This is a genomic window from Chitinophaga varians (genome assembly GCF_014529945.1).
Taxonomy (GTDB): Bacteria; Bacteroidota; Bacteroidia; order Chitinophagales; family Chitinophagaceae; genus Chitinophaga; species Chitinophaga varians.
In genome coordinates this window covers 1,917,052-1,941,573 of the sequence record NZ_JACVFB010000001.1, presented here as the reverse complement: position 1 = coordinate 1,941,573, position 24,522 = coordinate 1,917,052, and the positions used below count along the sequence as shown (strand labels likewise).

Here is a 24,522-nt window from a genome sequence, read left to right as displayed (position 1 = left end):
ACGGTTATGCATAGAGGATATTCTGCAGGGTAAACTCGAAAGGAGTAGAGCTGGCACCGGGTCCGCCGCCTGTCATCACGATATCTGCGCTGGCAATACCGAACAGCGACAGTTCCGTGTTGATCTGCTGCAGGATCGCGCTGTTGATCAGCTGACCTTCCTCTACCTGGGAAACCACGCCTATCCAGATGGTAGGCCTGAACTGGAAAGTAGCTTTCTGGCCTGGTGCAATAGCGGTTTTGGTGGCCAGCAGTTTACCGTCGCGATATACGTTGGCGTTAACGGCGCCCTGGTCCAGTGCGTTCAGTACTTCCACTTCGTTCTGGCTGGTAGCCTGACCGGTGTATTTCAGGATATCGCCTGAGGGGTCACGTACTACCTGGAACTGCTGACCATTTTCTGCTGCTTTCAGCGGGCTGTAGTTGCCCCAGCTATCGCTCGCGGCAACGGCCATTCCCATCGGATAAGCGAAAGGGTGGCTCCAGCCTTGTCCCAGATTTTTAACTACCTGCCAGGCTACCGCCAGCTCATTAAAAGAAGTGGCTTCATTCCGTTGGAAAATAACGATGCTGGAATTGTTGCGGTCATTAGACCGGTTGATAAGGTTTAACTTAATGTCTGCCATAAAAAAGCGTTTAAAAGGATAAAGTGAATGTTTTGTTATCTGAAGTGCATCACCGGTGATGAACTGAAGTAAAGGTAGGACGGGGACAGCCCCGGTTTGAGGCAGATGGCATAAGCGTGCGGTTGGATGGAATAAGTGGCGGGATTTAAGGTATGAGCGAAAAAATGAATGGAGATTAATCTTATATTTGTTACACTCAATTAATAATCGTTCAAACTATCCTCGATGAACCAGACTGGTACTAACTCACCCGTTGTCATTAAAAGTCAGGAAAAGAAACTATTTGGCTCCGGGCTGGCTGCCAGGCTGTCTACAGAGCCGCTGGTAGCAGTTTATCCGGATGCGGAGTTTCCCAATATGTATCACCTCGTTATGAGTTTATATGTTCCGGACGGCGCCGAACCGATGATTGATGATAACTTCAATAACATCGTGGAGGAAAATACCGAAGCCGGGCCATTAATGATACGACAGATCATCATCGATTATCCTAAAAACGAGTCGCCTGATAGCACCTGGTCGTTATGGAAGATACTGATCAATTATGCCGTAGAAGATGAAAAACTACAGGCCCAGGCTATCCGCGTGATGTACAGGATCGGTGATCCGGAAACTTCCAGAGGTACTGTGACGACCGTAAAAAGACCCGCATAAGTGGTTACATGAAACAACTCTTTGCTGTTCCTGTGGTGGCCCTCCTCTGGGTAACACAGGTGTTGGCATCGCCCGGACCTGTGACGGGCGCCATCTACAACACGCTGCGCCAACGATGCAGTATTTGCCGGCATACACCTGCAGATTCTGCCAGGCTGATGGCAGACAACCAATATCCAACGTCTTACCTGGTCTATTTTCATAATAGCCATGTATCATTGCGGAACAGAGATCCTGACAATGCTTACCGATACATCCTGAAAACATTGGAAGACATTGACAACGCGCCAACACATCCTCTTTACCCTTACGCTTTTTTTCTACGTGCCAGCATACAGTATAACCGACAATTATATCATGAGGCGTTACAGGATTTTCTTCAGCTCACGACAACAAAAGGACTGGACCCGCAACTGCTGGCCGACTGCTATATCAATGTAGCAGAGATCAGTCTTGAATTGCGGCAGTTCACGACAGCGCTGCAATATTTCAATAGCTGGGAAAACCGGTTTATGCCGCTGTCGGAATTAGACGTCAGAAAAAGCGTTTATCATAATAAAGGGCTCTGCTTCTTTCACATGGGAAGGTTTAGCGAAGCGGAGAAGTATCTCCTGCAAAGCATGAACATGGAAAGACAACTAAAGGATACGACCGGACTGGCTATTTCCAGCATGGACATTGGAAACCTGTATTATGAGCAGTACCTCGACAGTAAAGCGATTCCCTATTTCGAAGCCGGTCTGCGCTTTGCCCGGAAATCCGGTGATACGGCCGTGCTCCGCAATGCCTACCGCAACATGGCCGTGGTGGAGGAAAACAGGAAAAGCTATCGGGCGGCGTTACAATACCGCAAACAATACGAAGCTTTACAGGACAGCATCTGGAACAGGGACCATATCTGGGAGATGGCGAAGCTGGAGAAAAAACTCGCTGTGGAGAAAAGAGAACTGGCTATCCGGGTACTGGAACAACAAACGCGGCTGCAACTGGCCGCGCTCTCCACACAGCGCTGGCAGCGGAATACCTTGATGGTGGCTGTGGCGGGCCTGATGGTACTGGTAGCTTTCGCCTGGTATGCTTACCGGCAGCAGAAAAGAAACGCCTATATCATTGCGCAGCAGAAAGAAACGTTACACGTGCTGAATGAAACAAAAGACCGCCTGTTCTCTATAGTGGCGCATGACCTCCGGTCGCCGGTATACCGGATGAAACTCAGTCTGGGACGGCTTAGGAAGGCGATACAACAGGCGCGCCATGAAGAAGCGGATGTGCTGGCGCTCAACAATGAAAAGATTGCCGGCAGCACTTACGCGCTGCTCGATAATCTGTTGCACTGGGCACTCAGTCAAACCGGGCAGCTGTTCTTTCGCAAAGAGAAGCTGCATCTCCGCACGGTGGTCAATCAGATCTGCTATGACCTGCTTCCGGTAGCGGCAGATAAAAACATCACCGTTCACCGGGAAATTCCGGAACCGGCCTTTTTTTCCGCCGACCTGAATACATTCCGGATCATGGTGCGTAACATCATTGATAACGCCATTAAATATACGCCGGAGGGCGGCGCCATTACCATATCGGCCAACCTGCAGGGTACCGGATGTCAACTGATAATAAGCGATACAGGAGTAGGGATGGACACACACCTTCTGCAGACATTAATGACGAATAACCATATGAAAAACCAGGCAGATACCGATGGAAGACAAAGCACCGGACTGGGCCTCTGGCTCTGTAAAACACTCGCTGAAAAGAACGGGGCACGGTTGCTGTTTTCCGCCCAACAGGGAAAAGGTACTACCGTAACCATCTCTCTCCAAACAGACGTATCATGAAAGGAGTGAAAATAATGATCATCGAAGATGACCGGCACGATGCCGGTCTGCTGGAAGACATGTTGCTGGACCACGGCTACGAGGTAGGCGGCATTGCCAACTCATTGCAGGAGGCATTGCGGCTGTTTCATGCTATAGAGCCAGACCTGGTGATCATCGATATTTTTTTGCACGGAAAAAAAGACGGAATCACCTTTGCGGAACAGATCAGTGAAGAGGAAGATTCCCGAAAGCCCTTTATCTTCCTGACCAGCGCCGCCGATCGTAATACCTTCGAAGCGGCCAAACTCACGGCGCCTTTCAGTTATCTGCTGAAGCCTTTCAACGAGCTGGAGCTCCAATATGCGATTGAACTGGCGATCGAAAAATTTGCCGGTGCGCCTGCCGGCGTTTTCGCCATGGAGGAGAAGCATACCATCATGCTACAGGATATCTTTTTTATTAAGAGAGGAAATGTGCTGGCTAAAATAGCATTAGATGATATACAATATATCGAGGTAGAAGGCAAATACAGTAAGATTGTCTGCAATAAAGAAAAATACCTGGTACAGCAACCGCTAAAACTTATCCTTGGCCGGTTACCGGCCATCCGCTTTGTAAGGGTGCACCGTAATTATATTGTTAATATCCGCGAGGTGGCAAAGGTAAATCTGATAGACAATGAAATTGTGCTGGAAGATGGACGCACGGTATTATTCAGCCGCCGTTACTTCGATGATTTCATGCGGGCGTTCGATATACTCAGGTGATCTTATGACTTAGGTTTTCTTTACGTTTCTTCCAGGTAATAATTTGGGTGGGTTGGTTGACGGGCGCCCCTTTTTTATCAACAAGACCCAGCGCCTTCACCAACTCTTTGCTGATACTGGCGGCCTTTCTGTTCTTTTTCATCCAGGCAGATTGTTCTGCTTTTACATTGTCTTCATAGGCCTTTATCGCCTCGTTAATGATGGCCATCTCTTTCCGGGGCGCCTTCTGTTTTCTGTAAAGTATCATTAACCGGTTGTATGCGGCCGCATTTAGGTGATCTTTCTTCACCACGCTCAGGTAAAGTTGGATAGCCTTTTCCGGCGCTCCCTCTTTTTCCAGTTGCAGCCCTTTTTCGATGAGGCTTTTATGGGACTCTCGTATCATGGCAGTAGCAGTTTGGGTGTGAAGAAATCAACCGCAAAAATGTTACCATATTCGCAGCCAATACCTCAAAAAACCAGCAGGTTCCTCACCTCGCCAAGGAATACCCGTTTGTTCATAAAATTTATCTTGCCTTCGTCGATGCGGTATATCTGCCCAAAACTATAGCCGAAGTCTTCATCCACATTGTAAATCTGACAAACAATGGCATCGAAGGTTCCATCCTTTAACATGACGGTGTCCGGATAGGCGAGTACGACTGTTTCACTGTCGTCCGCTTCCCCGATGATCTCTTCCGCTACTTCAAGAATTTCATCGGTGTCCCGGGTTTGTATGCGCTTGATTTTATCGAGTGACTCGCCACAAAGGATAAACGGGTCAAAGTCGCGCAGTGACTGTATTTGCTCAACGGCGATGTTTTCAGCCTTTACCGCGGCTGCCTGCAGGGAAGGAGAGAGGTCGGTGTATTCCATCATATGTGTAATGTATCCAAATCAATTTAGTATATATTTACCAGACAAGCATAATTTATGATGAATGCAAAACCTGTTGCCAACAAACCATCTTCCCGCCTGAAGAAAAATGAGGAGCATGGCTTGACCTACAGCGAAGGGAAGGCATGCCTGGCGATGTTGGATAAGCCTGGTTTTTATTTTATCCTGTTGATAAAGACAGCGACAGCATATCAGTTGCGTTTGCTGTTGCCCGGGCAGCCTCTTCCTGTGGAATGGCCGGACCATCGGGAGATGCACCAACTCAATATCAGCCCGCAGCGCTTTGAGCTGATATTGAGCGCCCTGCGTTTCAACATACTGATATATGAACAGCATCCGGTAATAGCCCTGGAAGAAGAAGAGTACCATCATTTGCTACATGAATTCATCTGCATAAAAAAAGAACTGACGGAAGAGCAGCCGTTGTGGGAAATAGTGATGGCCAGAACGAGACTGATAGCGCTGGCGGTCAGCCGTAATGTAGAAAAGCGGATGAAAGACCAGCAGGCGTATGGCATTCCGCCGTTGCTGCTGCAATACATGAAACTGATGGACCAGCATTTTAAAAAGTACCGGGAGCTACAGTTTTATGCGTCCCGGCTGCAGGTGACGCCTCATTACCTCAATACGCTTTGTAAAAAACACTACCGTAAATCAGCTACAGATATTATCCGCGGAAGAATTTTGCTGGAAGCCCAAAGGAGGCTGGTATTGCCGGACAGTTCCATCAAAGCCATTGCCTATGAACTGGGATTCACTGATATGGCTCATTTCTCCAGGTTTTTCAAAACACAGACCAATTTATCCCCGCGAGAATTCAGGGATGCATGAACTATTGTACAAAAGCGACATAAACTTGTACATTCCCCGCTCCGCGCGCATAAAATGCGTATGACTCCTTTATCTTGCACTAACAAATGACCTGTCTATGCGGATAAAAGGAATTACTTATGACACCGGGTTTATCAACCTCGGTGTAAGCACCAAAGAGAAGTTTGAACCTGCTATGGTGAGGCAGGAAATGCAGATTATCAAAAATGAGCTGCATTGTAATGCGGTGCGCATCACCGGCGGCGATGCCGACCGCCTGGAGATGACCGCCCGGCTGGCGGCAGCAGCCGGATTGGAAGTATGGTATTCGCCTTTCTCCTGTGGGTTAACGATCGATGAACTGGCCAGCTTCCTGCTGGACTGTGCTGAACGGGCGGAGCGACTCAGAAGGGAAGGAGCGGCAGTGGTTTTTCTGGCTGGCTCAGAGATCAGTTTGTTTAATGCCGGTTTTTTCGCAGCGGCCACGCTGGACGAACGTCTCGATCTCTTTAAAGATGCGGTAAAACTACGGAATGAAATACCCCCGGTACAAAACCGTGTCCGTACCTTTTTTGGTGAACTGGTACCGCTGATACGGGAGCGGTTTGGTGGTCTGGTCAGCTACGCTTCTATACCGCTGGAGTTTAGCGCTATCGACTGGAGCCTGTTCGATTTTGTGGCCACAGATGCCGGGTACCGGTCGGCCGATATTGCCGCGGCTTATCTGCCGGGGCTTCGCCGGCTGATGCAAATGGAGAAGCCTCTCGCCATTACGGAGTTTGGATGTGTTACGCTGCGCGGCGGCGCGGATATTGGCGCGCATGGCGGCGCGCTGATAGACTGGGCAAACGCAAGGCCCCGTAAAATAAAGGGAAACCACGTCCGCTCTGAAGAAGAGCAGGCTGCGCATATCAAAGAGCTGTTTGATATTTTTGTCGCCGAAAAGGTGGACGTGGCCTTCCTGTGTACATTCGCCCAGTATAACCTGCCCCACCGGCCCAATCCGGAATACGACCTGGATATGGCCAGCTACGGTATCGTAAAGGTCTACGAAGTGGGATCGGGACAAACCTATCCGGGAATGCCATGGGAACCGAAGGCGGCTTTCCATACATTGGCAACGTGTTATGAAAATAAATAAGGTGTGCTGCAATATAGCTACAGGCCTGTGTTTTGTTGGCAGTAACTACATTTATTTTTAAGGAAACCAAATGTTACCCATATGAAAAAACTGTTATTCTCCGTACTGGTAGGAGGCATTTTTGTTAACTGTACGATGATTTCCACTGTAGCGGCAAATCATGTTAGCCCGGTTTCATCAACAACTGTACTGCAGCAGGTTTATTTTCATGATGTAGAAGAATTCCTCGCACAATACGAGCCATTGTTGAACCAGGGCCACGTATATACCTTGGCGTTGGAGCCCGGTAAAGGTGTCTATATTGTTAGTTCACCTGCCAGTATCAGCAGTGCAACAGACCTGCTGGCTGTCAGACAGCATTCCTACTCCACTAAAGACAGACTGAAATTCGCCAAATGGTGTAATGATCAGCTGAATAAAGGAAATGTGCTGACCATCGGTAAAGACAAAGACGGTACTTATTGGGCGGACATTAAATAAGTTCCAAACAATTTTTCAGGAATGATTGATGACGAGGTTGCTCCTTACCGGGGCAGCCTCTTTATTTTGGGGCTGGAAGCTGGTCTGTTACGCTGCCGTTTGCCAGCAAAATGTTAAATATGCGGTGCTGCGGTTTCATGGCACAACTCTTGGCGGGATGCTTACGGAATAAAACTTCATCACCATGAAAAAAATATTGTTAGCGTCCACCATTGTAGGTACTGCAGCAGCAGGTTTGATTATCTATCTGGTCAAAAAAAGCAGGGACAGGATGATTGACCGCTCCGCCGGTGTGATGGAAGATGACGTACATACGAAACAAAAGATATTCGGACAGAACCATCATCCGGCGCAACAGGAAGATATCTACAGTAGTGCAATGGGTTAAGTAAATTTTAATCCCGTATATGACCGGGGTCATCAAAAAATGGCTGCCGGTTTTTTATTTTCCGGTTTTGATGATAACCGTGGCGGTCATTTCACACGAAACGGGATTTTTGTCTACAGCGATAAAAAAACAGTAGTCGTGTTGTGATTATACCGTAATTTTGCGCCGGCATTTCTACTTGCTGGACTTGCCGGTTGTTAACCATTTTCAATTACCATGTGAATAAACTATCCGTAACAATGAAACAGAAGATTTCCTGCTTTTTGATTGATGAGATGCGTGATAACAGAAATCAGTTTTTTCTTGCGCTCGATCTGTTACAGGTAACCCAAGCCTGTATTTGTTTTGATAACGCCGCCCATGCGTTGTCCTACGCCACCCGGCAGCCGGGCAAACCGGACTATATTTTTCTGCATACCCGTCGGCCGGCTGTGGATGGTATCCGCCAGCTGGAAGAAATACAGCAGTCGCCCGTGTTGAAGGATGTTCCTGTTATTTTTTATGCCCCTTCCTTTGATCCGGAAGATATGACCCGGATGAAGTTTATGGGAGCTGCCGACTGGATGGTAAAACCTTCCGGTGTGCACGCGCTGCGCGACGGACTGAAGCTGATATTTGAAGCCGTCGGCGCAAAACAGGCTGCACTGCCGCTGCCGGTTGCTGAGGTACTGCCCGCCGGCGTATTGGTATAGTGTATCGGTAGCCTTGCTTTTAACGGGGTGGGCGTGAAATATTTCCTTGTCTTAAATACCGGTGAGATGATGACACGTGATCGACAACAAGGAGCATTGCTGAAAGAAAACGGAGAATGCGTTTTCTGCGTATGGGCGCCATTCAGGAAGAGTGTGACACTACTCCTGCTGGGTGGAGAAGAAGTGGCCTATCCGCTCACCCCGGAAGACAATGGCTACTGGAGCACGACCGTACAGGACGTGGCCGACGGCATGCACTATTATTACCTGCTCGATGAACACCTGCAAAGGCCGGACCCAGCCTCCAGGCGCCAGGAAAGTACCGTTCACCGCGCTTCCTGCGTGGTGGATCCTGCCGGTTTTACCTTCACCGATCAGGGCTGGAAAGGCATGGCGCCGGAAAACCTGATCATTTATGAAATACACATAGGCGCTTTTACCCCGGAAGGAACCTTCCAGGCGGCCCGGGAAAGGTTGCCTGCTTTGGAAGCCCTCGGTATCACCGCGATAGAACTGATGCCGGTATGCCAGTTCTCCGGCGACAGAAACTGGGGATATGATAGCGTTTATCCCTTTGCGTTGCATAACCACTACGGTACCACCAACGACTTTAAGGCGCTGATCAATACAGCCCATCATCTCGGGATAGCTGTCATCCTCGATATGGCCTATTGCCATGCGGGCGCTGAAGGAAATTACCAACCGGACTACGGTCCCTACTTTACAGAAAAAAATACTACTTCGTCGGGCGCCGCCGGTATCAATTTCGATGACGCCTGGTGTGACCCGGTACGCGATTTTTATATCCAGAACGCGCTCATGTGGCTGGATGAATTTCATATCGATGGGATACGGCTGGACACCTTACATGCCTGTCAGGACAACAGCGCTCAGCACTTCGCCTGGCAGCTGTCGGCAGCCGTGCAGGAACTGGAACAACAAACCGGTTGCCGCAAGCTGCTCATCGCCTCCACTGATCTGAACGATCCTCGTTATACCAATCCGGTATCTGTTGGTGGATATGGCTTCACTGCCCAGTGGGCAGACGAATTTCACCACGCGCTGCACGCCCTGCTTACCGGTGAAACACAAGGCTATTACGAGGATTTCGGGCAGCTGGATCAGCTGGCGCGCGCCTTTGCCAATGCCTTCGTATATACCGGACAGTATTCGGCTTTTCGTAAACGGAAATTTGGCCGTCAGCTGGTAGACAGTGATGCACGGCATTTCGTGGTGTTCTCCCAGAACCACGAACAGACAGGTAACCGGATGCTGGGAGAGCGGCTTAGTACATTGGTTTCTTTCGAAGCCCTGAAACTGGCAGCCTCCGCAGTCCTGTTATCTCCCTTTATCCCTTTGTTGTTGATGGGGGAAGAATACGGGGAGAAGGCTCCCTTTTTGTTCTTTACCGCTTATAGTGATCCCGATCTGGTGGAAAAAATGAAAAAGAACAGGAGCCGTTGGTTTTCCGCTTTTTTTAATACGAGCAAGTCCATACCAGAACCCCAACTGGAAGATACCTTCCTGCGCAGCCGGCTACAGTGGGATACTACAACAGAAGCTAATGCTGCTATGCTGGCCTGTTACCGTTTTCTGATCGCTTTCAGAAAACATCGCCCCGCGATGCAGGCCGTTTCCCGGGATGCCCTGCAAATATATCCTGTCGGTCAACTGCCATTACTGGTCGTGGAACGAACCAGCGGACCCGATACGGTGTTGATATTATTGAATTTTGATAAGGCAGTGCAAACTTATCGTCATATGGCCCCAACACCGTTAAAGAAGATATTTGATTCCGCCCATGAAATATGGAATGGTCCGGGTGTGAAAGCCGCTGATGAGGTATTGGAGAAGGAACCGATTTTGCTGCAGCCCCTCTCGGCTGTTGTATATGAAATGGCGCATCATGAGGAATGAGTTCTTTACCCCGGTAGCTACCTACCGTATACAGTTTAACAGGGACTTTACCTTTACTGACCTGGAGAAACAACTCGATTACCTGCACCAGCTGGGTATCACCACTATTTATGCCTCGCCGGTTTTCGAAACAGCCCCGGGAAGCCTGCATGGCTATGATATCACCAACCCCCGGGAAATTAACGCGGCCATCGGTTCCCTCGCACACATGCGCCAGCTGCACGTAAAACTCCGCTCGCTGGGTATGAGCTGGATACAGGACATCGTTCCCAACTACATGGCCTTCCACTGCAACAATACCCGCCTCACAGACGCCCTGGAAAGAGGAACCGCTTCGCCGTACTACAACTATTTCGATATCGACTGGCACCATCCGGATACAGACCTGCACGGGAAACTGATGATGCCTTTCCTTAAGAAGACGCTGCGGGAAACCATGGCCGATGGGGGTATTCGTCTGGGTTACAACAGGCAGGGACTGGGATTGGCCACAGGTGGACAGTCATGGCCGCTGTCTGCTCAAAGCTACAAATGGCTGCTGAGCATCCTGCCGGCCGGCATGGACCCCGTGAAGGAATGGCTGACGGAAATGAAGGCCAATATTCTCCAGCGTCGCTCGCTGTTAGACTGGGACGCAATGAAATCCATGCTGAAGCCGCCCCGCAAACAGGCTTTCCTGCCGCTGCTGCAGCTGATAAACAATAACACACCGCTCCTGTATGAGTTGCTGGAACTGCAACATTATACCTTTACGGCAAGGAGCGAAGCAGATTTCCGGATCAACTACCGCCGCTTCCTCGGTGTCAATGAACACATTGCCCTGCGCATGGAAGACAAAATAGTATTTGATGAATACCATGGTTTTCTGCATCGGCTGTATCAGGAGGGCATCATTCAGGGACTGCGTATCGACCAGATAGATGGGCTGCTCGATCCGGCGCAGTATATCTATCATCTGCGGGAACTGTTTGGCAATAATTGTTATATCATCGCCGAAAAGATATTGGCAGGTCATGAAACATTACCGGAGAGATGGGCGTTGCAGGGGAGCACCGGCTATGACTTTCTCGCCGGCGTGAGCCAGCTGCTGACAGATGAGGAAGGCATGGAAAAGCTGGGACGCTTTTACCGTGCACATTTTCCGGCCCTTTCTCAGTATCCGAAGCTGGCCCGCAGCAAAAAACAGCTGGTACTGGAAAAACACATGAACGGAGAGTGGGACAATCTGGTGAGAGATGTATTTCGCCTGAAACTGGTGCATCCGGAAACAGATAAAGGCCGGTTCAAAATGGCCATGGGCGATTTTATGGTGTGCCTGCCGGCAAACCGTATCTACCCCGAAGGATGGCCGCTGTCATTGGCAGACGCACAGCAGCTGGACAAAGCCGTGGAAGATGCCATTCTGCGTAACCCGGCAACAGGCACCGCCCTGGAACTGATCCGTTCCTTTTGGGACCCCGATAAAAAACAACAGCAGGCTGTTGCCGCATTAACGCTGCTGAAAAAGATCACCCAGTTTGCCGGTCAACTCTACCGGGAGGGAGTAGAGGAAACGCTGTTTTACGTGTACAATGCATTGCTGTCGCACAACGAAGCCGGCGATTCGCCGGTACAGAACAAATGCACACTCGACGGGTTCCACGAACGGATGGCTGTCCGGCAATACCTGTCGCCTTTTTCGCTCAATACCACCGCCACCCATGACACCCGCTGGGGGGAAGATGCCCGCATCCGGCTCAATGCGCTCACTATCATACCGGATCTTTGGATTCAGCAGGTACAGGCCTGGCATACGATGAACCGCGATTATATTACACTGATTGACGAGCAACCGGCGCCGGACCTGAATGATGAATATTTTATCTACCAGGCCGTGCTGGCCTGCCTGCCTGTTTCCGCCGAAGCAGATGCAGATTTTGTAGCCCACATTACCGCCACCTTTTTGAAAGTAGTACGGGAAGCGAAAGTGCATAGCAGCTGGCTGTTGCCGGATACGGGTTATGAACTGGCTTGTCTGCAGTTCATCGAAAAAATACTGTCGCCCGGCAGCGCTTTTATGGAAGGAATGCACCAGCTGGCAGAAAAACTGGGAGCCCATGCACATATTTTTTCGCTGGCACAGACGCTGATCAAAATAACGGCGCCGGGAATACCGGATATTTATCAGGGGTGTGAGCTGTGGGATTTTAGTGCAGGCAACAACGATGGTCGCCATATGGTCAATTATCCGCTACGCCGTAAACTATTGGCCGGGTGGCAGGAGGAGGACCATGCGCCGGCATGGCCGAAAGAACATGCGGGAACCAAATCCGCGGTAGGCAAAGAAAAGCTATATCTTGTCAGTAAAGCGTTACAACTTAGAAATGCCCATACGTCCCTGTTTATTCATGGAGAATATATCCCGCTTACAGGCGGGGAACGTAGCAGCCAGATTGCCTATGCCCGTAAATACCGGCAGGACTGGTGCATTGTGGTGGCGCCATTACTCCCCGCAGCGCACCTGGGCAAACATGACCTGGCGCCGCTGACCCTCCCTGCCAATGCACCCATTAAATGGAAAAACGTTTTTACGGGAGAAGTCCTGACGGTACAAAACGATCAACTGTTATTGTCGGGCACACAAAATTGGCCGGTAGCCTTACTTTCCCCGATTCCTGACCATAAATTCCGCCGCTGAGAAAATTGTTTTTTTAATAAAAATGTGAATATTGTTTCAAAATTTGAACACTGTTCAATATTTTTGTGTCGTCAAAAAAATAAATAAGTGGATCACTACAATATTTTCGGTGGCTATTCGTCCTCTGTTGATATTGACTTTATGTTTTTAAGTTTTTAAGTTTGTATGATCGCTCACCATGCTCTTCGTACACTAATCACCGCCCAACTATATGAAACAACCTTCCGTCAAGGAGAAAAAACCGTCAGGTATCTTTGGATTGTTACGACCATACAAAGGACTGATAGCCCTGTTGGTGTTGTTTGCCCTGCTGGGCAACAGCCTGAACCTGTGGCTGCCTAAAATCATCGGGCATGGTATTGATGACTTTTCTCATGGTATTTTTGCTTATGAACCCCTGATCATTAAATTTGGACTGGCCGCTTTATTGATCTTCGTGTTTACCTATTTCCAGAACATTATCCAGACCTACGCATCAGAAAAGGTGGCTAAAAGCCTGCGTGAGCAGCTGGCGGAAAAAATATCCCGTCAGAGCTACGCCTGGATGGAACAGTCCAACCCATCCCGGTTGCTGACCAATCTCACGGCTGATGTGGACTCCATCAAACTGTTCGTGTCCCAGGCGATCGTATCGCTGGTATCATCATTTTTTATCATTATCGGCGCCAGCATCCTGCTGTTGACCATCGACTGGAAACTGGCCCTGGTGGTAATTGCAGCCATCCCCATCATGGGGATCACGTTTTTCCTGGTACTGAAAAAAGTGCGGGCCCTGTTCCTGAAAAGCCGGGAAGTGATGGACCGGCTCAATAAGGTGATCAACGAAAGCATCCTGGGGGCCGCATTGATCAATGTGGTCAATGCGCAGCAACGCGAGTATGAAAAATTCCTCGATGCCAACGGAAAGGCGCTCGAATTCGGTCTCTCTATTCTGCGGCTGTTCGCCGGCCTGATCCCGGTGATCGTCTTCACGGCCAATATGACCGGCCTGGCGATTCTCGCCCTGGGTGGCCGCTTTGTGATCGACGGCAGTATGACCATCGGTGACTTTGCGGCATTCAACAGCTACCTGACACTGCTGATATTCCCCGTCCTCGTGATCGGTTTTATGAGCAATGTGATTGCACAGGCAACGGCTTCCTATCAGCGCATCAGCGGCGTATTAAACTCCCCGGACATGCTGGAAACCGGCGCCCTTGTCAAAAAACTCGACGGCAGCATCTCCTGCGAACACGTGTCGCTCAGCTACGGTGAGAAACCCGTCCTGAAAGACATTTCCTTCTCCGTGAAAGCCGGTTCCAAAATAGCCATCATCGGCCCCACTGCGGCAGGTAAAACACAGCTGCTGTACTTGTTGATGCGGCTGATCAAACCCAACCAGGGGACCATCAAAATCGACGGTGAAGATATCGCAGCCTACGAAAGTGAATCCTTTCACCAGCAGGTGGGATTTGTGTTTCAGGACAGCGTCGTTTTCAATATGAGCGTGCGGGAAAATATTGCGTTCAGTGATGTTGTCACCGACGCGTCCCTGGAAAAAGCCATCACGACAGCGGAAGTAAAGGAGTTTACCGACCAGCTGCCGGAAAAACTCAGCACCATCGTATCGGAGCGGGGCACCAGCCTGTCTGGCGGACAGAAACAACGGCTCATGCTGGCCCGCGCGCTGGCACTGAATCCTAAAATACTGCTGCTGGATGATTTTACTGCCCGGGTGGATACCCGCACAGAACGGAAAATCCTAGCCAATGTACACCGGAACTACCCGGACCTGACCCTGGTGTCTGTGACCCAGAAAATCGGGGCTGTGACCCACTATGATCAGATCATCCTGCTCATGCAGGGCGAAATGATCGCTGCCGGCACCCATGAAGAACTCATGGAGAAAAGCCCGGATTATGTACAGATTTTTAACTCCCAGCAAAGCACCAGCAACTATGAATTACAATCTTAATAAACCTGTTACGGGAAAAGGCGTGTCTAACTATACCGCCTTTAAAGGCCTGTTGCAGCTGATCTCCCATGAAAGAAGTAAACTGGCAGTGGCATTGCTGGCAACCGTAGGCAACTCAGGCCTGAACCTGGTAGGCCCTTTGCTGACGGCCTATGTCATCGATACCTATGTGATGCATAAACAGTATCACGGCGTGCTGGTTTATTCCGGAGTGCTGCTGGTCGTTTATCTGGCGGCTTTCGGCATTAACTACCTGCAAACAAAACTCATGGGCACGGTGGGGCAACGTACGCTTTACACCCTGCGCAATGCGGTTTTTCATAAGCTGCAACAATTACCGGTAGCCTTTTTCAACCAGAACAAGGCGGGTGATCTGATCTCCCGGGTGAACAATGACACGGATAAACTCAACCAGTTTTTTTCGCAGGCGCTGATGCAGTTCGTGGGTAGCATCATCTCCATGACCGGCGCCGGTATCTTCCTGTTGGCATTGAATATTAAGCTCGGTGCATTGGCACTCCTGCCGGCATTGCTGTCCCTGATTTTTACCCGGCTGTTATCTCCCTGGGTGAAAAAGAAAAATGCCGCCAACCTGAAAACGGTGGGCGGACTCAGTGCGGAAATTCAGGAAAGTCTCAGCAATTTCAAAGTGGTGGTGGCTTTCGGCCGCCGCGACTACTTCATGCAGCGTTTTAACGAGGCCAATCAGAAAAACTATACGTCGGCTACGGCGATGGGGATTGCCAATAACATATTCCTGCCGTTTTACAGCCTGATGGCCAGTGCGGCACAGCTGCTGATCCTGGTATATGGCGTGCACCTGATCAGTACAGGCTCCTTTACGCTCGGCCTGCTGGTCAGCTACATCGCCTATGCTAACTACTTCTACAGCCCGCTGCGGCAGCTGGCCTCACTGTGGGCCAACTTCCAGACAGCCATGGCCGGATGGGAACGTATTTCAGAAATACTGGTGCTGGAAAACAATATGGGGACCATCGACGATCATACCAGACAGGAAGCTGCGCCACTGCTGGAAATGAAACAGGTGCATTTCGGTTACGATGAAGGCAGGGAAATCCTCCACAATATCAATCTCCGTCTGGAGAAAGGAAAAACATACGCCCTGGTAGGGCCTACCGGTGGCGGTAAAACTACCACTGCCTCGCTGATAGCACGCCTGTACGACCCGGTGAAAGGCCAGGTACTGCTCGATGGAAAGGATATCCGCTCTTACAATCCGGCCGAACGCACCCGCCGTATCGGGTTTATTTTGCAGGACCCCGTCCTGTTCACCGGCACGGTCAGGGAGAATATCCTGTATGGTAACGAAGCATATGAAAACTATACTATCGAACAGCTGGAGGAAGTGATCCGTGCAGCCAATCTGGGCAAGTTATTGGGCCTGTTTGAGAACGGACTGGAAACGCCGGTACAGTCGGCGGGAGAGGGCGTGAGCCTCGGACAAAAACAACTCATTGCCTTCATGCGGGCCGTACTGCGCAAACCCGATCTCCTGATACTGGACGAGGCGACGGCCAACATCGATACGGTAACCGAAAAGCTGCTGGGAGAAATACTCGATAACTTGCCCGCCAGCACTACCCGGGTGATTATCGCGCATCGCCTCAATACCATCGAAAATGCCGATGAAATATTTTTCGTCAATGACGGCGCCGTTACCAATGCCGGTTCCTTCCATCAGGTGGTAGACCAGCTAATGCACGGCAACCGCCACTGATTTTTCGTATATACGTCATCGTTAATTGTTTGAAAGGCAGTCAGGCTTACCGGCCTGACTGCTTTTTTTTGCTGTATCTTCGCCGTATGATCTCCGCCCTTATCCGCCAGAGTATTGACTGTCAGTATCAGCAACATGCCCGACATAATTTCTTTTATCCGGGAAATGACATTGCCTGGACCGATGTCACCCGTCGCCTGACGACAGACGGTGCGCCGGAGATATTGGCGCTTCGTGACGCTGACAAGGCAACGGCCGTGGTGGACTATCTGACAAACAGCGCCCGTCGCACCTTCTGTGCGGTGAATCAGTATTTTGATATGGCGACAGCCAACACCAACGCGCTGCGGGAAGTATATACCGCTTTGGTGGAGGATATGGTGACCGCCGCTTCCATCGGCTGTTTCCGGGAAGCACAGTTGACCGCCCGGCATACCAAACGGCTACAGCGGTGGCTGCAACGCACCCATCCTTTTTTGGAAACACATTACGCGAATGCCGGCGCTCAATTGGAACCGGTTGTTTGTGCCGAATATGCGGCCGCTTTGCAGCTGAACGTGCTGCGGCTGGACCCGGCCACACTGATGGGACCAGTACTGGATATTGGTTGTGGTCCTCAGGCCGCACTGGTACGCCTGCTGCGTCAACAGGGCATCGCAGCTTATGGGGTGGACAGGTTTATTGCATCTCCGGAGGTTTACCTGAAAGCCGGCGACTGGCTGGACTTCGTGCTGCCGGCAGGTTCCTGGGGCACCATCGTCTCCAATCTTTCTTTCTCCAATCATTTTCTGCATCATCATCACCGCAATAGTCCTGATTGCGCGCGGTATGCCGTCAAATACATGGAAATACTGCGGGCACTGCGCCCCGGCGGTCGTTATCACTATGCGCCGTCGCTGCCCATGGTGGAGAAATACCTGTCTCCGGAGGAATTTACGGTTAGCACAACGCCGGTCACCGCGCAGTTTTCCGGTACCGTTGTTACCAGGATGCCGGCAACGGCGCCACAAGCCCCATCCGGCGGGAATGCGCTATCGCCTCTTCACTGTGCCTGAAATAACAGCACGCAATCCCCAATGCCTCCAGACTACGAACGACAGCCTGTACTTCCGGTTTCTTTTCATCGGAGAGGTGCCGCAGGTATACGCTGATGATCCGTCGTGGAAAGTGCCGGGCAATGGCCTCATAAATATAGGGGTCTTGCTGGGTATCATCTCCCAATAATACAAAGGGCATATGAGGGTAACTCTCCAGTATACGGGCTATACGGGTGAATTTGGTATGATGTTTCCCCCGGCCTGTTTTCAGCAGTTGGGAGAATAATTTCAGTTGACTAAGCAGATAAACCCCTTGTGGCAGCCGCCAGGTGTCCGAGAACTCCCGGATGTAATCGTACAGGTTCCATTCACTGCTGGACACGTAGAAGAACGGGTTGGGGATAGGCGGTACGGTATGTCCGTGGCTGAGCAGCTGATAGTGGCGCACGGCGCCATCAAAAGGGCGCCTGCTGGCGGCGTTATGGGTAAGGAGCACTTTCAGTTTTCTGAATACATGTTCCGAGTGGGAGATAAGGAAAGTATCATCAATATCTGAGATGCAGCCAAACTGGGTACGATGGGGAATATACACCTCACCGGTGCCTTCGGCGATATTTTCCCCGTTTTGTGTATGCGTGACCGTTACCCTGTGCCAGCCGGCAGGAGTGGGGTATTCGGGTTTCCACTGAAAATGGAAAAAGCCGTCTTCTGCTGTTTGTGTGTGGATGGTGCGGTCTTGCCACAGCAGCTGTACCGCTGCATGGGGCTTGGGCTTTACCATGAACAGGCGGAGCAACGCCCATATATTGCCCAGCAGGTGATAACGGGTACGCCCCTCCGTAACGGGGCTGCGGGAGAGCACATGTCCAAATACCTGTAACTCGCCTTCGTGGCCGTATCCATGATATACTTTTACCACCGTGGCGGTGTTGATGCCCATACGCGCCCACCATCGCCGGGGGCGACTGTCTTTTGCGGCGTCATATTTGTATTTGCCGGATGGATGCATATCATGCTACTGAAAATGGAAAAGAAGTTAAGTTTATTATTTGTCATTAATCCCGCTTCGGGAGCTGCCCGGAAAGTTGCCCCGCAAGAAGCAGTCCAACGTTTTCTCGCGCACCGGTCCAACGTCCGGGGAGAATTGCTGTTGCTGACGGGCAATCCTACAGCGGACGAAGCGCGCCTGCAGCAGCTGTTGCGCGAAGGCGGATGGGACGGCGTTGTGGCGGCAGGTGGCGACGGCACGGTAAAAATGGTGGCCACCTGTTTGTTGAACAGCGATATTCCGTTAGGTATCCTGCCGGCGGGTTCGGCGAATGGCATGGCGCGCGACCTGTGCATCCCCGAGTCGTGGGAGGCAGCGCTGGACCTGATATTACAGGCACATGTGCGGAAAATAGACGTGATACGCATCAATGGCCGGGAGATATCCATCCATCTGAGTGATATCGGGCTGAATGCCTTGCTGGTGAAGTATTTTCAACGGTCAGGCGTGAGGGGCATGACCGGTTATGCGCGGGTGGTGCTGAAAACGTTCTGGTACCGTCAGCGGTTTGCCGTGGAAATAGACAACGGAGCTGACCAGGTGTCCCGGGAGGCATTTATGATTGTACTGGCCAACGCCGGCAAATATGGCACCGGGGCCTGCATCAATCCTGTCAGCGATCTGAGTGACGGTATCTTTGAGGTGGTGCTGGTGAAAAAGATTTCCCTGCTGGAGACGCTGAAAATGTTGTTTGTCCGCCGCCCGTTCAACCCCCATAAGACGGAGATCATCCGGGCGAGGAAGGTGTACATCCATACGCCCAAAAAGGCCGAGTTTCAGATCGATGGCGAGTATATGGGAAAAGTGAACGAAGTGACAGCTGAGGTGGTCCCTCGCGCGCTCGCTGTTTTTGTGCCGTCGTCAGGATCACAGGGTTAGTTCATCGCGGCTGAGGGCATGAAACAGGTTTTGCAGCTGATGTACATGTACCAGCGGGCGTCCATAGGGCACAAAGCCGTTGGGTGATTCCGTTACCGGTTGAAAGCAGCCGTTTTCATGGCGGATATGCAGGCTATTGAGGCGGTTGTATTTCAGGGAATAGATGTTTTCATCTTCCCCTTCCTCCGGTACGCCGCGGATGAAGTCAAATTTGATCAGCTGATAGAGGTCCAGTAGTACGGGGTTGGCCTTTTCGCAGGAAATCTTGCTCCTGGGCAATCCGGAATTGTAGATATAACCGTCCAGGATCCCTTCCACTGCGAAGACTGATTCCTCCATGTTATAGTCAAAATAAGCGACATAATTGCCAATCCTGATATCTGCTTCGTCGATCATTAGAGTGTCAGTTTACGCCAGGTGAAGCAATATCAGGGCCACCAGTGCAGGTAACGCCTGTACCAGGAAGATCTTTTTCTCGGCCGTCAGCGCGCCATAGATACCGGCTACCGCCACGCAGCCGAGAAAAAAGACCGCAACATGCCGCGCCCATTCCGGGTCCGTAATGAGCAATGACCAACACAATCCTGCAGCCAGAAAGCCATTGTAAAGACCCTGGTTGGCAGCGAGTGGTTTGGTGGCAGGGAATAGTGCTTTGGGGAATTTCTGGAAAATTTTAGGCCCTTTGGTGGTCCAGGCAAACATTTCGAACCACATGATGTAGAGGTGTTCCAGCATGACGAATGCGATCAGGAACTTGGCCAGTACTAGCATAACTTAGATTTGATGGTTATGCTAAATATAAGAAGAATTATGACGAATTGCGGATGACGAAAGGCGAATTTTGAGCTGAGAATCCCATTCACGTTCCGCCATCCCTCAATTCATTAGAAGTTATTTTCTTCAGTGGTCGCATTATTCTTCTTTTTACCGCGGTTGGTGCCACCTTTTCTGCCTATTGCCGCCATGTGTTCGCGGTTGCGACTAACTGCCTCGCCACCTTTTTTACCGGCCGCACGGGCTTCTTCGGAGGTAAATTTGTGGGCAACACCCTGCTGATGGGCAGCCCTGCCACCTTCCCTCGAAATAGCACGTTGTTGTTCAGGGTCCATGGATGCAAATCCCCGTTTGCTGTGTTTGGGTTTGTCTATTGGACTCTTCTCGTGGTTCTCGGCACTCGGTGCGAGTTGTTGATACCTGATGTGTTCCATAATCCTGGATTTTAATAGTTTAGTGAACAATATTGCGTAGAACTCGATCAATATACATGCCACCGGCCGAATTGCCGTGTACAGGCGTTTTAGAGCTCCCCTGCATGGGTTGATGGGGCAATTCGTTCCACAATGCATAGAATTTTTAACACAGTTTTAGCCTCCTTTCCCCATATTTCCGATGGATTATGACCGCTGTCAGCTGGCGTATAATTTGTTTCGTTTACACCTGTTACTTCTTTTTTTAACCCATTTAAATCTTCAAATCATGGCAAAGTATTCCAGGAAGTCTCAGGAGAAAGTGGAAAAATCCATGCATGAGATGCACGAAGGCAAACTTAAAAGTGGCCGAAGCGGAAAAAAAGTAACAAGCCCCAAACAGGCAATCGCCATCGGATTGTCTGAAGCAAGAAAGGAAGGCGCTAAGGTCCCCAAAAAAGCCGCAGCTAAAAAAACAACTACCCGGAAAGCTGCCGCAAAAAAAGCAGCACCCAAAAAAGCGGCTGCGAAGAAAACTACGGCTAAAAAGGCAACCGCAAAAAGAACGACTGCTAAGCGTACTGCTGCGAAGAAAACAGCTGCCAAAAAGACAACTGCCAAAAGAGCAACCGCAGCAAAAAAGACGACGCACCGTAAAACATCTGTTAAAAAATCTACCGCCAAAAAAGGCGCTACCGCACGTAAGAAAACCACCAGACGCCGTGCTATGGCCACTGCCTGAAACAGACCGTTTTATCCTTCTGTTTATATACAAAAAGAGACCGGTAACCAAGTGTCACCGGTCTTTTTATATGGCATACCTATTGCCCTCTTAATAGTGGATCAAAACCAGTTTGTATGGAAAAGCATAGTATAACGGTGATGATTAAAGGAAAACCATACGGCCTGACTATCAGTATCAACAGGATCGCTTATGAAACCATTTATGAGGTAATCCCTGATGTCCGTGAACATGTACTGGACGATTTTCAACCCCATTCCCAGACCTTCATGATAGATCATACAGACACCCCGGAAGGAAATCTGCGTATTGTGGAAAGTGAACAAATAGCCCGCATTATCTGGACTGAAATACTGAACAAAATGGGAGAACTATAGGCCTTCCTCCGGAAGCCACTTTTTTTAGCCGCACGCCTTTTGTACTTTTGCGGGAAAGCGTGTGGGACCACTATGATGTTAGTAACCGATAAAACCTATAAAAATACGAACCGCCGTGAGCGGATCATCTTCGTGATAAAACTGCTGATCTATTCCGGTATTGTATATTTTAACCTTGAACATCCTGCATTTTACGATAAGTTCCAGTGGTTATTTAAAGTAACCAACGCCCTGTCATTTTTTCTGGGCGCCAATATCGTCATTTCTATCGCATGGCTCGTGATACTGTCCTGGTACACCCGTCGCCACCGCACCAAACCACTGGAGAAAGATAATTTCATACTGGGGATCAACCGCATCACTTCCGTCATGAATACGGCTTTCTTTCTGTTAGCCATCCCCATCTTTTTCGGGAAAGACCTGATGCAGCTCATCACCAGTATCACCATCGTGGCTGCTGCCATCGCGTTATTAACAAAAGATTATATCGCTAATATGATCAATGGACTGATCGTCATGTTCTCCGATCAGTTATCGCTGGGAGACCAGGTCAGGATCGGCGAATATAAAGGGAAGATCATGGACATCACCCTGATCAACGTGGTGTTGCAGAACGATGATGACGATATTGTTATCATTCCTAACTCTGTTGTGTTTACCAGTATTGTGGTGAACCAGTCCAAACAGAATATTAAAAAGCTGAGCCTCGAATTTGAGATCGATCATAAACATAAGTTCACGCCGGAGGAGCTGGAAGCGCGCCTGCGCAAGTCTATAGAGGCCTATCAGCGCTACTACCGGGAGGAAAGTTTCTCTCTCAAAACCCTGGAGATCAAAAAAGATTTTGTCCAGTTTAAAGTACAACTGCTGGTGCCGCATCCGGACAAAGAAAAAGAGCGCCTGATTAAACGGGCGCTCAACACGGAAATCATCGCTATCGCGGAAGGCGGTAAGATCTAAACCATCACCGAAGCAGCCGTCATCTCTGCCAGCAGGGCATCCATCTGGGACGTTTCCACATTCGGCATACAGATAATATGTGACCAGCCATTTTCTGAGGCCAGCTGCCACTTACGGCGGATATTTCCGGGGGGCTCCGGAAATACCACCGTGATGGAGTCGGGGTTGCGCCATGCGGGAATGCCGTTTTCCTGCAAACGGTCCACTGCATAGGCGGCTACGGACAGGCTGTGCCGGGCCCTTCTTTCCAGGCCGGCGAGGCCGAGGCTTTTCAGCGCGTACCATAGAAACAACGGACTGTGGCCGTTTCTTGAACCGGTGATGGTAGTGTCCATACTCCCGATATAGGCAACAGAACGGGCAATCCTGTCGCGGTAAGATTTTTTGGCCACCACTACGCCGCAAGGGATAGGTGAGCCTATAAATTTATGTCCGCTGATGGCGATGCTGTCGGCGCCATCTGCAAAGTCAAAAGCGGGCCTTGGGTTTAAAAATGCGCAATAACTGCCGGACAACGCTCCGTCAGCATGGATGTAATGGTGCCGGATGGCCAGTCGCTTCAAAATATCTTTGATACGCCGGATGTCATCTCTGGCTTCGGTCATCGTGGTGCCGATATTGGCCAGCATGATCACGGGCATATGCCGGTTCATGCCCATGGTCTGCTCCAGGTCATCATAATCGATTTCCCCGTTGGGCAGCGTCCGGATCATAATACTGGGCATATTCAGCAGATGCAGGTTCTTTTGCACGCTGTAATGGGTGGCTTCTGAATAATATACCATCGCCTTGGGATACAGTTCCCGCGCGAGATACAGCCCATAAAGATTGCCTTCTGAACCACCATTGGTCACATAGCCCCACCAGTCGTTGGCCGGCGCACGGAACAGTCGGGCAAAAAATTCCACAACATATTTTTCCATCTCCCGGGAACCAACCGTATAGGTGGAATCCACAAAAGGATCTCCCAGATTATTCAGCGGATATTGTAAAAAAGGGAGAAGAGGGGTGTAGTCAAAGTCTTTGGATACCGGATATCCCAGGAAATGTTGGGTGTGGTCCTGCACTTCAGTCAGCAAACGGTCCAGCGTGGCCGCATCGGCGGCAGATAACGGGTGATCTTTCATAATCGGCAATTACAGGTGTATGATGCTGCGAAGCTATGTAAATGCCATTGAAATGAACCAGTATTGTGTCATAATCAGAAAATATATACTAGTTTTGGTTTTATTATAGTTTAAAACAACTAAAAGTGACTGCCTGTGGCCGCTTTTTTAGATAAAACTTTCTGCTATGGACACACTCGATAAAACAGATCGCCGCATTCTGGAAGTATTACAGGAAAATGCCCGCCTCAACACCAAGGAGATCGCCCATCGTATAGGCCTGAGCGTTACTCCGACCTACGAACGGCTGAAGAAAATTGAGAAAATGGGAGTGATCCGGAATTATGTCACGCTGCTACATCCGGAGAAAATAGGAAAAACACTGGTGGCCTTCTGTAATGTGTCACTGCAGCTGCATTCGCAGCCGCTGCTGAAAAAATTTGAATCGGCCATCGGCCAGATGGAAGAAGTGATGGAATGTTATCACGTAGCCGGCACATTTGATTACATGCTGAAAGTCGTGGTGGACGATATGCGGCGGTACCAGCATTTTCTGACCAACAAACTGGCGGCTATTGAAAATATAGCACAGGTACATAGCTCCTTCGTGATGACGGAGATCAAACATACAACAGCATTCGGGCTCGTGTAAA

26 protein-coding genes are annotated in these 24,522 nt (G+C 50.1%); 18 read left to right on the top strand and 8 right to left on the bottom strand.

Annotation, left to right across the window (positions count from 1 at the left end; all coding sequences use genetic code 11):
* Positions 1-4 precede the first annotated feature (4 nt).
* The gene (locus tag ICL55_RS07555; RefSeq protein WP_188095525.1) at positions 5-625 is read right to left on the bottom strand and encodes a hypothetical protein; all 621 of its coding nucleotides are present in this window, start codon (positions 623-625) and stop codon (positions 5-7) included.
* Positions 626-850: 225 nt separating this feature from the next.
* On the opposite strand from ICL55_RS07555, the gene ICL55_RS07550 reads away from it, so the two are divergent.
* Genes ICL55_RS07550 through ICL55_RS07540 form a run of 3 tightly spaced genes read left to right on the top strand, consistent with a single transcriptional unit; the run spans position 851 to position 3,860 of the window.
* Positions 851-1,279 (top strand): hypothetical protein, encoded by a 429-nt coding sequence (locus tag ICL55_RS07550; protein ID WP_188095522.1) that lies wholly within the window; start codon positions 851-853, stop codon positions 1,277-1,279.
* Positions 1,280-1,287: 8 nt separating this feature from the next.
* Complete coding sequence (locus tag ICL55_RS07545; protein ID WP_188095519.1) at positions 1,288-3,111, top strand: ATP-binding protein; 1,824 nt, start codon at positions 1,288-1,290, stop codon at positions 3,109-3,111.
* The gene (locus ICL55_RS07540; RefSeq protein ID WP_188095516.1) at positions 3,108-3,860 is read left to right on the top strand and encodes a LytR/AlgR family response regulator transcription factor; all 753 of its coding nucleotides are present in this window, start codon (positions 3,108-3,110) and stop codon (positions 3,858-3,860) included. Before ICL55_RS07545 ends, ICL55_RS07540 begins: the two co-directional genes overlap by 4 nt.
* Here the strand turns inward: ICL55_RS07540 and ICL55_RS07535 are convergent.
* Positions 3,853-4,245 carry a hypothetical protein gene (locus ICL55_RS07535; protein ID WP_188095514.1) on the bottom strand — a complete coding sequence of 131 codons (393 nt, stop codon included), beginning with the start codon at positions 4,243-4,245 and terminating at the stop codon, positions 3,853-3,855. The two genes, ICL55_RS07540 and ICL55_RS07535, sit on opposite strands and share 8 nt — an antisense overlap.
* Before the next feature lie 65 nt (positions 4,246-4,310).
* On the bottom strand, positions 4,311-4,718 hold the full coding sequence (locus tag ICL55_RS07530) for a hypothetical protein (protein ID WP_188095511.1): 408 nt from the start codon (positions 4,716-4,718) through the stop codon (positions 4,311-4,313).
* Between the two features lie 54 nt (positions 4,719-4,772).
* Between ICL55_RS07530 and ICL55_RS07525 the strand changes: the two genes are divergently transcribed.
* The 10 genes from ICL55_RS07525 (at position 4,773) to ICL55_RS07480 (ending at position 17,588) form a co-directional block, all read left to right on the top strand.
* Positions 4,773-5,567 (top strand): AraC family transcriptional regulator, encoded by a 795-nt coding sequence (locus tag ICL55_RS07525; RefSeq protein WP_188095508.1) that lies wholly within the window; start codon positions 4,773-4,775, stop codon positions 5,565-5,567.
* A 97-nt stretch (positions 5,568-5,664) separates the two neighbouring features.
* Positions 5,665-6,687: a hypothetical protein gene (locus ICL55_RS07520; RefSeq protein WP_188095506.1), complete on the top strand. Its 1,023-nt coding sequence runs from the start codon at positions 5,665-5,667 to the stop codon at positions 6,685-6,687.
* An 81-nt stretch (positions 6,688-6,768) separates the two neighbouring features.
* On the top strand, positions 6,769-7,167 hold the full coding sequence (locus ICL55_RS07515; protein ID WP_188095504.1) for a hypothetical protein: 399 nt from the start codon (positions 6,769-6,771) through the stop codon (positions 7,165-7,167).
* 184 nt (positions 7,168-7,351) lie between these two features.
* Positions 7,352-7,555: a hypothetical protein gene (locus tag ICL55_RS07510; protein WP_188095502.1), complete on the top strand. Its 204-nt coding sequence runs from the start codon at positions 7,352-7,354 to the stop codon at positions 7,553-7,555.
* A gap of 239 nt (positions 7,556-7,794) precedes the next feature.
* On the top strand, positions 7,795-8,247 hold the full coding sequence (locus tag ICL55_RS07505) for a response regulator (protein ID WP_188095499.1): 453 nt from the start codon (positions 7,795-7,797) through the stop codon (positions 8,245-8,247).
* A gap of 66 nt (positions 8,248-8,313) precedes the next feature.
* Positions 8,314-10,164, top strand: a complete 1,851-nt coding sequence (gene treZ / locus ICL55_RS07500; protein WP_188095497.1) for a malto-oligosyltrehalose trehalohydrolase — start codon at positions 8,314-8,316, stop codon at positions 10,162-10,164.
* Complete coding sequence (gene treY / locus ICL55_RS07495) at positions 10,154-12,841, top strand: malto-oligosyltrehalose synthase (protein ID WP_188095495.1); 2,688 nt, start codon at positions 10,154-10,156, stop codon at positions 12,839-12,841. The genes treZ and treY overlap by 11 nt, the downstream gene beginning before the upstream one ends.
* Before the next feature lie 211 nt (positions 12,842-13,052).
* Entirely contained in the window at positions 13,053-14,795 is a 1,743-nt protein-coding gene (locus ICL55_RS07490) for an ABC transporter ATP-binding protein (protein WP_188095493.1), read from the top strand.
* A complete protein-coding gene (locus ICL55_RS07485; RefSeq protein ID WP_188095491.1) occupies positions 14,779-16,533 on the top strand; it encodes an ABC transporter ATP-binding protein in 1,755 nt (584 codons plus the stop codon). Before ICL55_RS07490 ends, ICL55_RS07485 begins: the two co-directional genes overlap by 17 nt.
* An 86-nt stretch (positions 16,534-16,619) precedes the next feature.
* On the top strand, positions 16,620-17,588 hold the full coding sequence (locus ICL55_RS07480) for a class I SAM-dependent methyltransferase (RefSeq protein ID WP_188095489.1): 969 nt from the start codon (positions 16,620-16,622) through the stop codon (positions 17,586-17,588).
* On the opposite strand, the gene ICL55_RS07475 is transcribed toward ICL55_RS07480, so the two are convergent.
* Complete coding sequence (locus tag ICL55_RS07475) at positions 17,515-18,579, bottom strand: App1 family protein phosphatidate phosphatase (RefSeq protein WP_223151355.1); 1,065 nt, start codon at positions 18,577-18,579, stop codon at positions 17,515-17,517. The two genes, ICL55_RS07480 and ICL55_RS07475, sit on opposite strands and share 74 nt — an antisense overlap.
* 15 nt (positions 18,580-18,594) lie before the next feature.
* On the opposite strand from ICL55_RS07475, the gene ICL55_RS07470 reads away from it, so the two are divergent.
* Complete coding sequence (locus tag ICL55_RS07470; protein WP_246496168.1) at positions 18,595-19,497, top strand: diacylglycerol/lipid kinase family protein; 903 nt, start codon at positions 18,595-18,597, stop codon at positions 19,495-19,497.
* On the opposite strand, the gene ICL55_RS07465 is transcribed toward ICL55_RS07470, so the two are convergent.
* The 3 genes from ICL55_RS07465 to ICL55_RS07455 all read right to left on the bottom strand — a co-directional run bounded on the left by ICL55_RS07465 (position 19,486) and on the right by ICL55_RS07455 (position 20,705).
* Positions 19,486-19,893 carry a hypothetical protein gene (locus tag ICL55_RS07465; RefSeq protein ID WP_188095487.1) on the bottom strand — a complete coding sequence of 136 codons (408 nt, stop codon included), beginning with the start codon at positions 19,891-19,893 and terminating at the stop codon, positions 19,486-19,488. The two genes, ICL55_RS07470 and ICL55_RS07465, sit on opposite strands and share 12 nt — an antisense overlap.
* Positions 19,894-19,905: 12 nt before the next feature.
* Entirely contained in the window at positions 19,906-20,268 is a 363-nt protein-coding gene (locus tag ICL55_RS07460; RefSeq protein WP_188095485.1) for a DUF1304 domain-containing protein, read from the bottom strand.
* A gap of 113 nt (positions 20,269-20,381) precedes the next feature.
* Positions 20,382-20,705 carry a KGG domain-containing protein gene (locus tag ICL55_RS07455; protein ID WP_169226312.1) on the bottom strand — a complete coding sequence of 108 codons (324 nt, stop codon included), beginning with the start codon at positions 20,703-20,705 and terminating at the stop codon, positions 20,382-20,384.
* A gap of 268 nt (positions 20,706-20,973) precedes the next feature.
* On the opposite strand from ICL55_RS07455, the gene ICL55_RS07450 reads away from it, so the two are divergent.
* From ICL55_RS07450 to ICL55_RS07440, 3 genes are all read left to right on the top strand, one after another.
* Entirely contained in the window at positions 20,974-21,426 is a 453-nt protein-coding gene (locus tag ICL55_RS07450; RefSeq protein ID WP_188095483.1) for a DUF6496 domain-containing protein, read from the top strand.
* A gap of 116 nt (positions 21,427-21,542) precedes the next feature.
* Positions 21,543-21,803 (top strand): hypothetical protein, encoded by a 261-nt coding sequence (locus ICL55_RS07445; RefSeq protein ID WP_188095481.1) that lies wholly within the window; start codon positions 21,543-21,545, stop codon positions 21,801-21,803.
* A 72-nt stretch (positions 21,804-21,875) separates the two neighbouring features.
* Positions 21,876-22,763, top strand: a complete 888-nt coding sequence (locus ICL55_RS07440) for a mechanosensitive ion channel family protein (RefSeq protein WP_223151353.1) — start codon at positions 21,876-21,878, stop codon at positions 22,761-22,763.
* On the opposite strand, the gene ICL55_RS07435 is transcribed toward ICL55_RS07440, so the two are convergent.
* On the bottom strand, positions 22,760-23,890 hold the full coding sequence (locus ICL55_RS07435; RefSeq protein WP_188095479.1) for a histidine decarboxylase: 1,131 nt from the start codon (positions 23,888-23,890) through the stop codon (positions 22,760-22,762). The genes ICL55_RS07440 and ICL55_RS07435 overlap by 4 nt on opposite strands.
* Before the next feature lie 166 nt (positions 23,891-24,056).
* Here ICL55_RS07435 and ICL55_RS07430 point away from each other — a divergent pair, with 166 nt between their 5' ends.
* Entirely contained in the window at positions 24,057-24,521 is a 465-nt protein-coding gene (locus ICL55_RS07430) for an Lrp/AsnC family transcriptional regulator (protein WP_188095477.1), read from the top strand.
* Position 24,522 lies beyond the last annotated feature (1 nt).

What these genes read in the sequence shown, in the direction of transcription:
- ICL55_RS07555 (WP_188095525.1), bottom strand. Translation starts at nt 625, where the DNA reads ATGGCAGACATTAAGTTAAACCTTATCAACCGGTCTAATGACCGCAAC.
- ICL55_RS07550 (WP_188095522.1), top strand. Translation starts at nt 851, where the DNA reads ATGAACCAGACTGGTACTAACTCACCCGTTGTCATTAAAAGTCAGGAA.
- ICL55_RS07545 (WP_188095519.1), top strand. Translation starts at nt 1,288, where the DNA reads ATGAAACAACTCTTTGCTGTTCCTGTGGTGGCCCTCCTCTGGGTAACA.
- ICL55_RS07540 (WP_188095516.1), top strand. Translation starts at nt 3,108, where the DNA reads ATGAAAGGAGTGAAAATAATGATCATCGAAGATGACCGGCACGATGCC.
- ICL55_RS07535 (WP_188095514.1), bottom strand. Translation starts at nt 4,245, where the DNA reads ATGATACGAGAGTCCCATAAAAGCCTCATCGAAAAAGGGCTGCAACTG.
- ICL55_RS07530 (WP_188095511.1), bottom strand. Translation starts at nt 4,718, where the DNA reads ATGATGGAATACACCGACCTCTCTCCTTCCCTGCAGGCAGCCGCGGTA.
- ICL55_RS07525 (WP_188095508.1), top strand. Translation starts at nt 4,773, where the DNA reads ATGATGAATGCAAAACCTGTTGCCAACAAACCATCTTCCCGCCTGAAG.
- ICL55_RS07520 (WP_188095506.1), top strand. Translation starts at nt 5,665, where the DNA reads ATGCGGATAAAAGGAATTACTTATGACACCGGGTTTATCAACCTCGGT.
- ICL55_RS07515 (WP_188095504.1), top strand. Translation starts at nt 6,769, where the DNA reads ATGAAAAAACTGTTATTCTCCGTACTGGTAGGAGGCATTTTTGTTAAC.
- ICL55_RS07510 (WP_188095502.1), top strand. Translation starts at nt 7,352, where the DNA reads ATGAAAAAAATATTGTTAGCGTCCACCATTGTAGGTACTGCAGCAGCA.
- ICL55_RS07505 (WP_188095499.1), top strand. Translation starts at nt 7,795, where the DNA reads ATGAAACAGAAGATTTCCTGCTTTTTGATTGATGAGATGCGTGATAAC.
- treZ (WP_188095497.1), top strand. Translation starts at nt 8,314, where the DNA reads ATGATGACACGTGATCGACAACAAGGAGCATTGCTGAAAGAAAACGGA.
- treY (WP_188095495.1), top strand. Translation starts at nt 10,154, where the DNA reads ATGAGGAATGAGTTCTTTACCCCGGTAGCTACCTACCGTATACAGTTT.
- ICL55_RS07490 (WP_188095493.1), top strand. Translation starts at nt 13,053, where the DNA reads ATGAAACAACCTTCCGTCAAGGAGAAAAAACCGTCAGGTATCTTTGGA.
- ICL55_RS07485 (WP_188095491.1), top strand. Translation starts at nt 14,779, where the DNA reads ATGAATTACAATCTTAATAAACCTGTTACGGGAAAAGGCGTGTCTAAC.
- ICL55_RS07480 (WP_188095489.1), top strand. Translation starts at nt 16,620, where the DNA reads ATGATCTCCGCCCTTATCCGCCAGAGTATTGACTGTCAGTATCAGCAA.
- ICL55_RS07475 (WP_223151355.1), bottom strand. Translation starts at nt 18,579, where the DNA reads ATGCATCCATCCGGCAAATACAAATATGACGCCGCAAAAGACAGTCGC.
- ICL55_RS07470 (WP_246496168.1), top strand. Translation starts at nt 18,595, where the DNA reads ATGGAAAAGAAGTTAAGTTTATTATTTGTCATTAATCCCGCTTCGGGA.
- ICL55_RS07465 (WP_188095487.1), bottom strand. Translation starts at nt 19,893, where the DNA reads ATGATCGACGAAGCAGATATCAGGATTGGCAATTATGTCGCTTATTTT.
- ICL55_RS07460 (WP_188095485.1), bottom strand. Translation starts at nt 20,268, where the DNA reads ATGCTAGTACTGGCCAAGTTCCTGATCGCATTCGTCATGCTGGAACAC.
- ICL55_RS07455 (WP_169226312.1), bottom strand. Translation starts at nt 20,705, where the DNA reads ATGGAACACATCAGGTATCAACAACTCGCACCGAGTGCCGAGAACCAC.
- ICL55_RS07450 (WP_188095483.1), top strand. Translation starts at nt 20,974, where the DNA reads ATGGCAAAGTATTCCAGGAAGTCTCAGGAGAAAGTGGAAAAATCCATG.
- ICL55_RS07445 (WP_188095481.1), top strand. Translation starts at nt 21,543, where the DNA reads ATGGAAAAGCATAGTATAACGGTGATGATTAAAGGAAAACCATACGGC.
- ICL55_RS07440 (WP_223151353.1), top strand. Translation starts at nt 21,876, where the DNA reads ATGATGTTAGTAACCGATAAAACCTATAAAAATACGAACCGCCGTGAG.
- ICL55_RS07435 (WP_188095479.1), bottom strand. Translation starts at nt 23,890, where the DNA reads ATGAAAGATCACCCGTTATCTGCCGCCGATGCGGCCACGCTGGACCGT.
- ICL55_RS07430 (WP_188095477.1), top strand. Translation starts at nt 24,057, where the DNA reads ATGGACACACTCGATAAAACAGATCGCCGCATTCTGGAAGTATTACAG.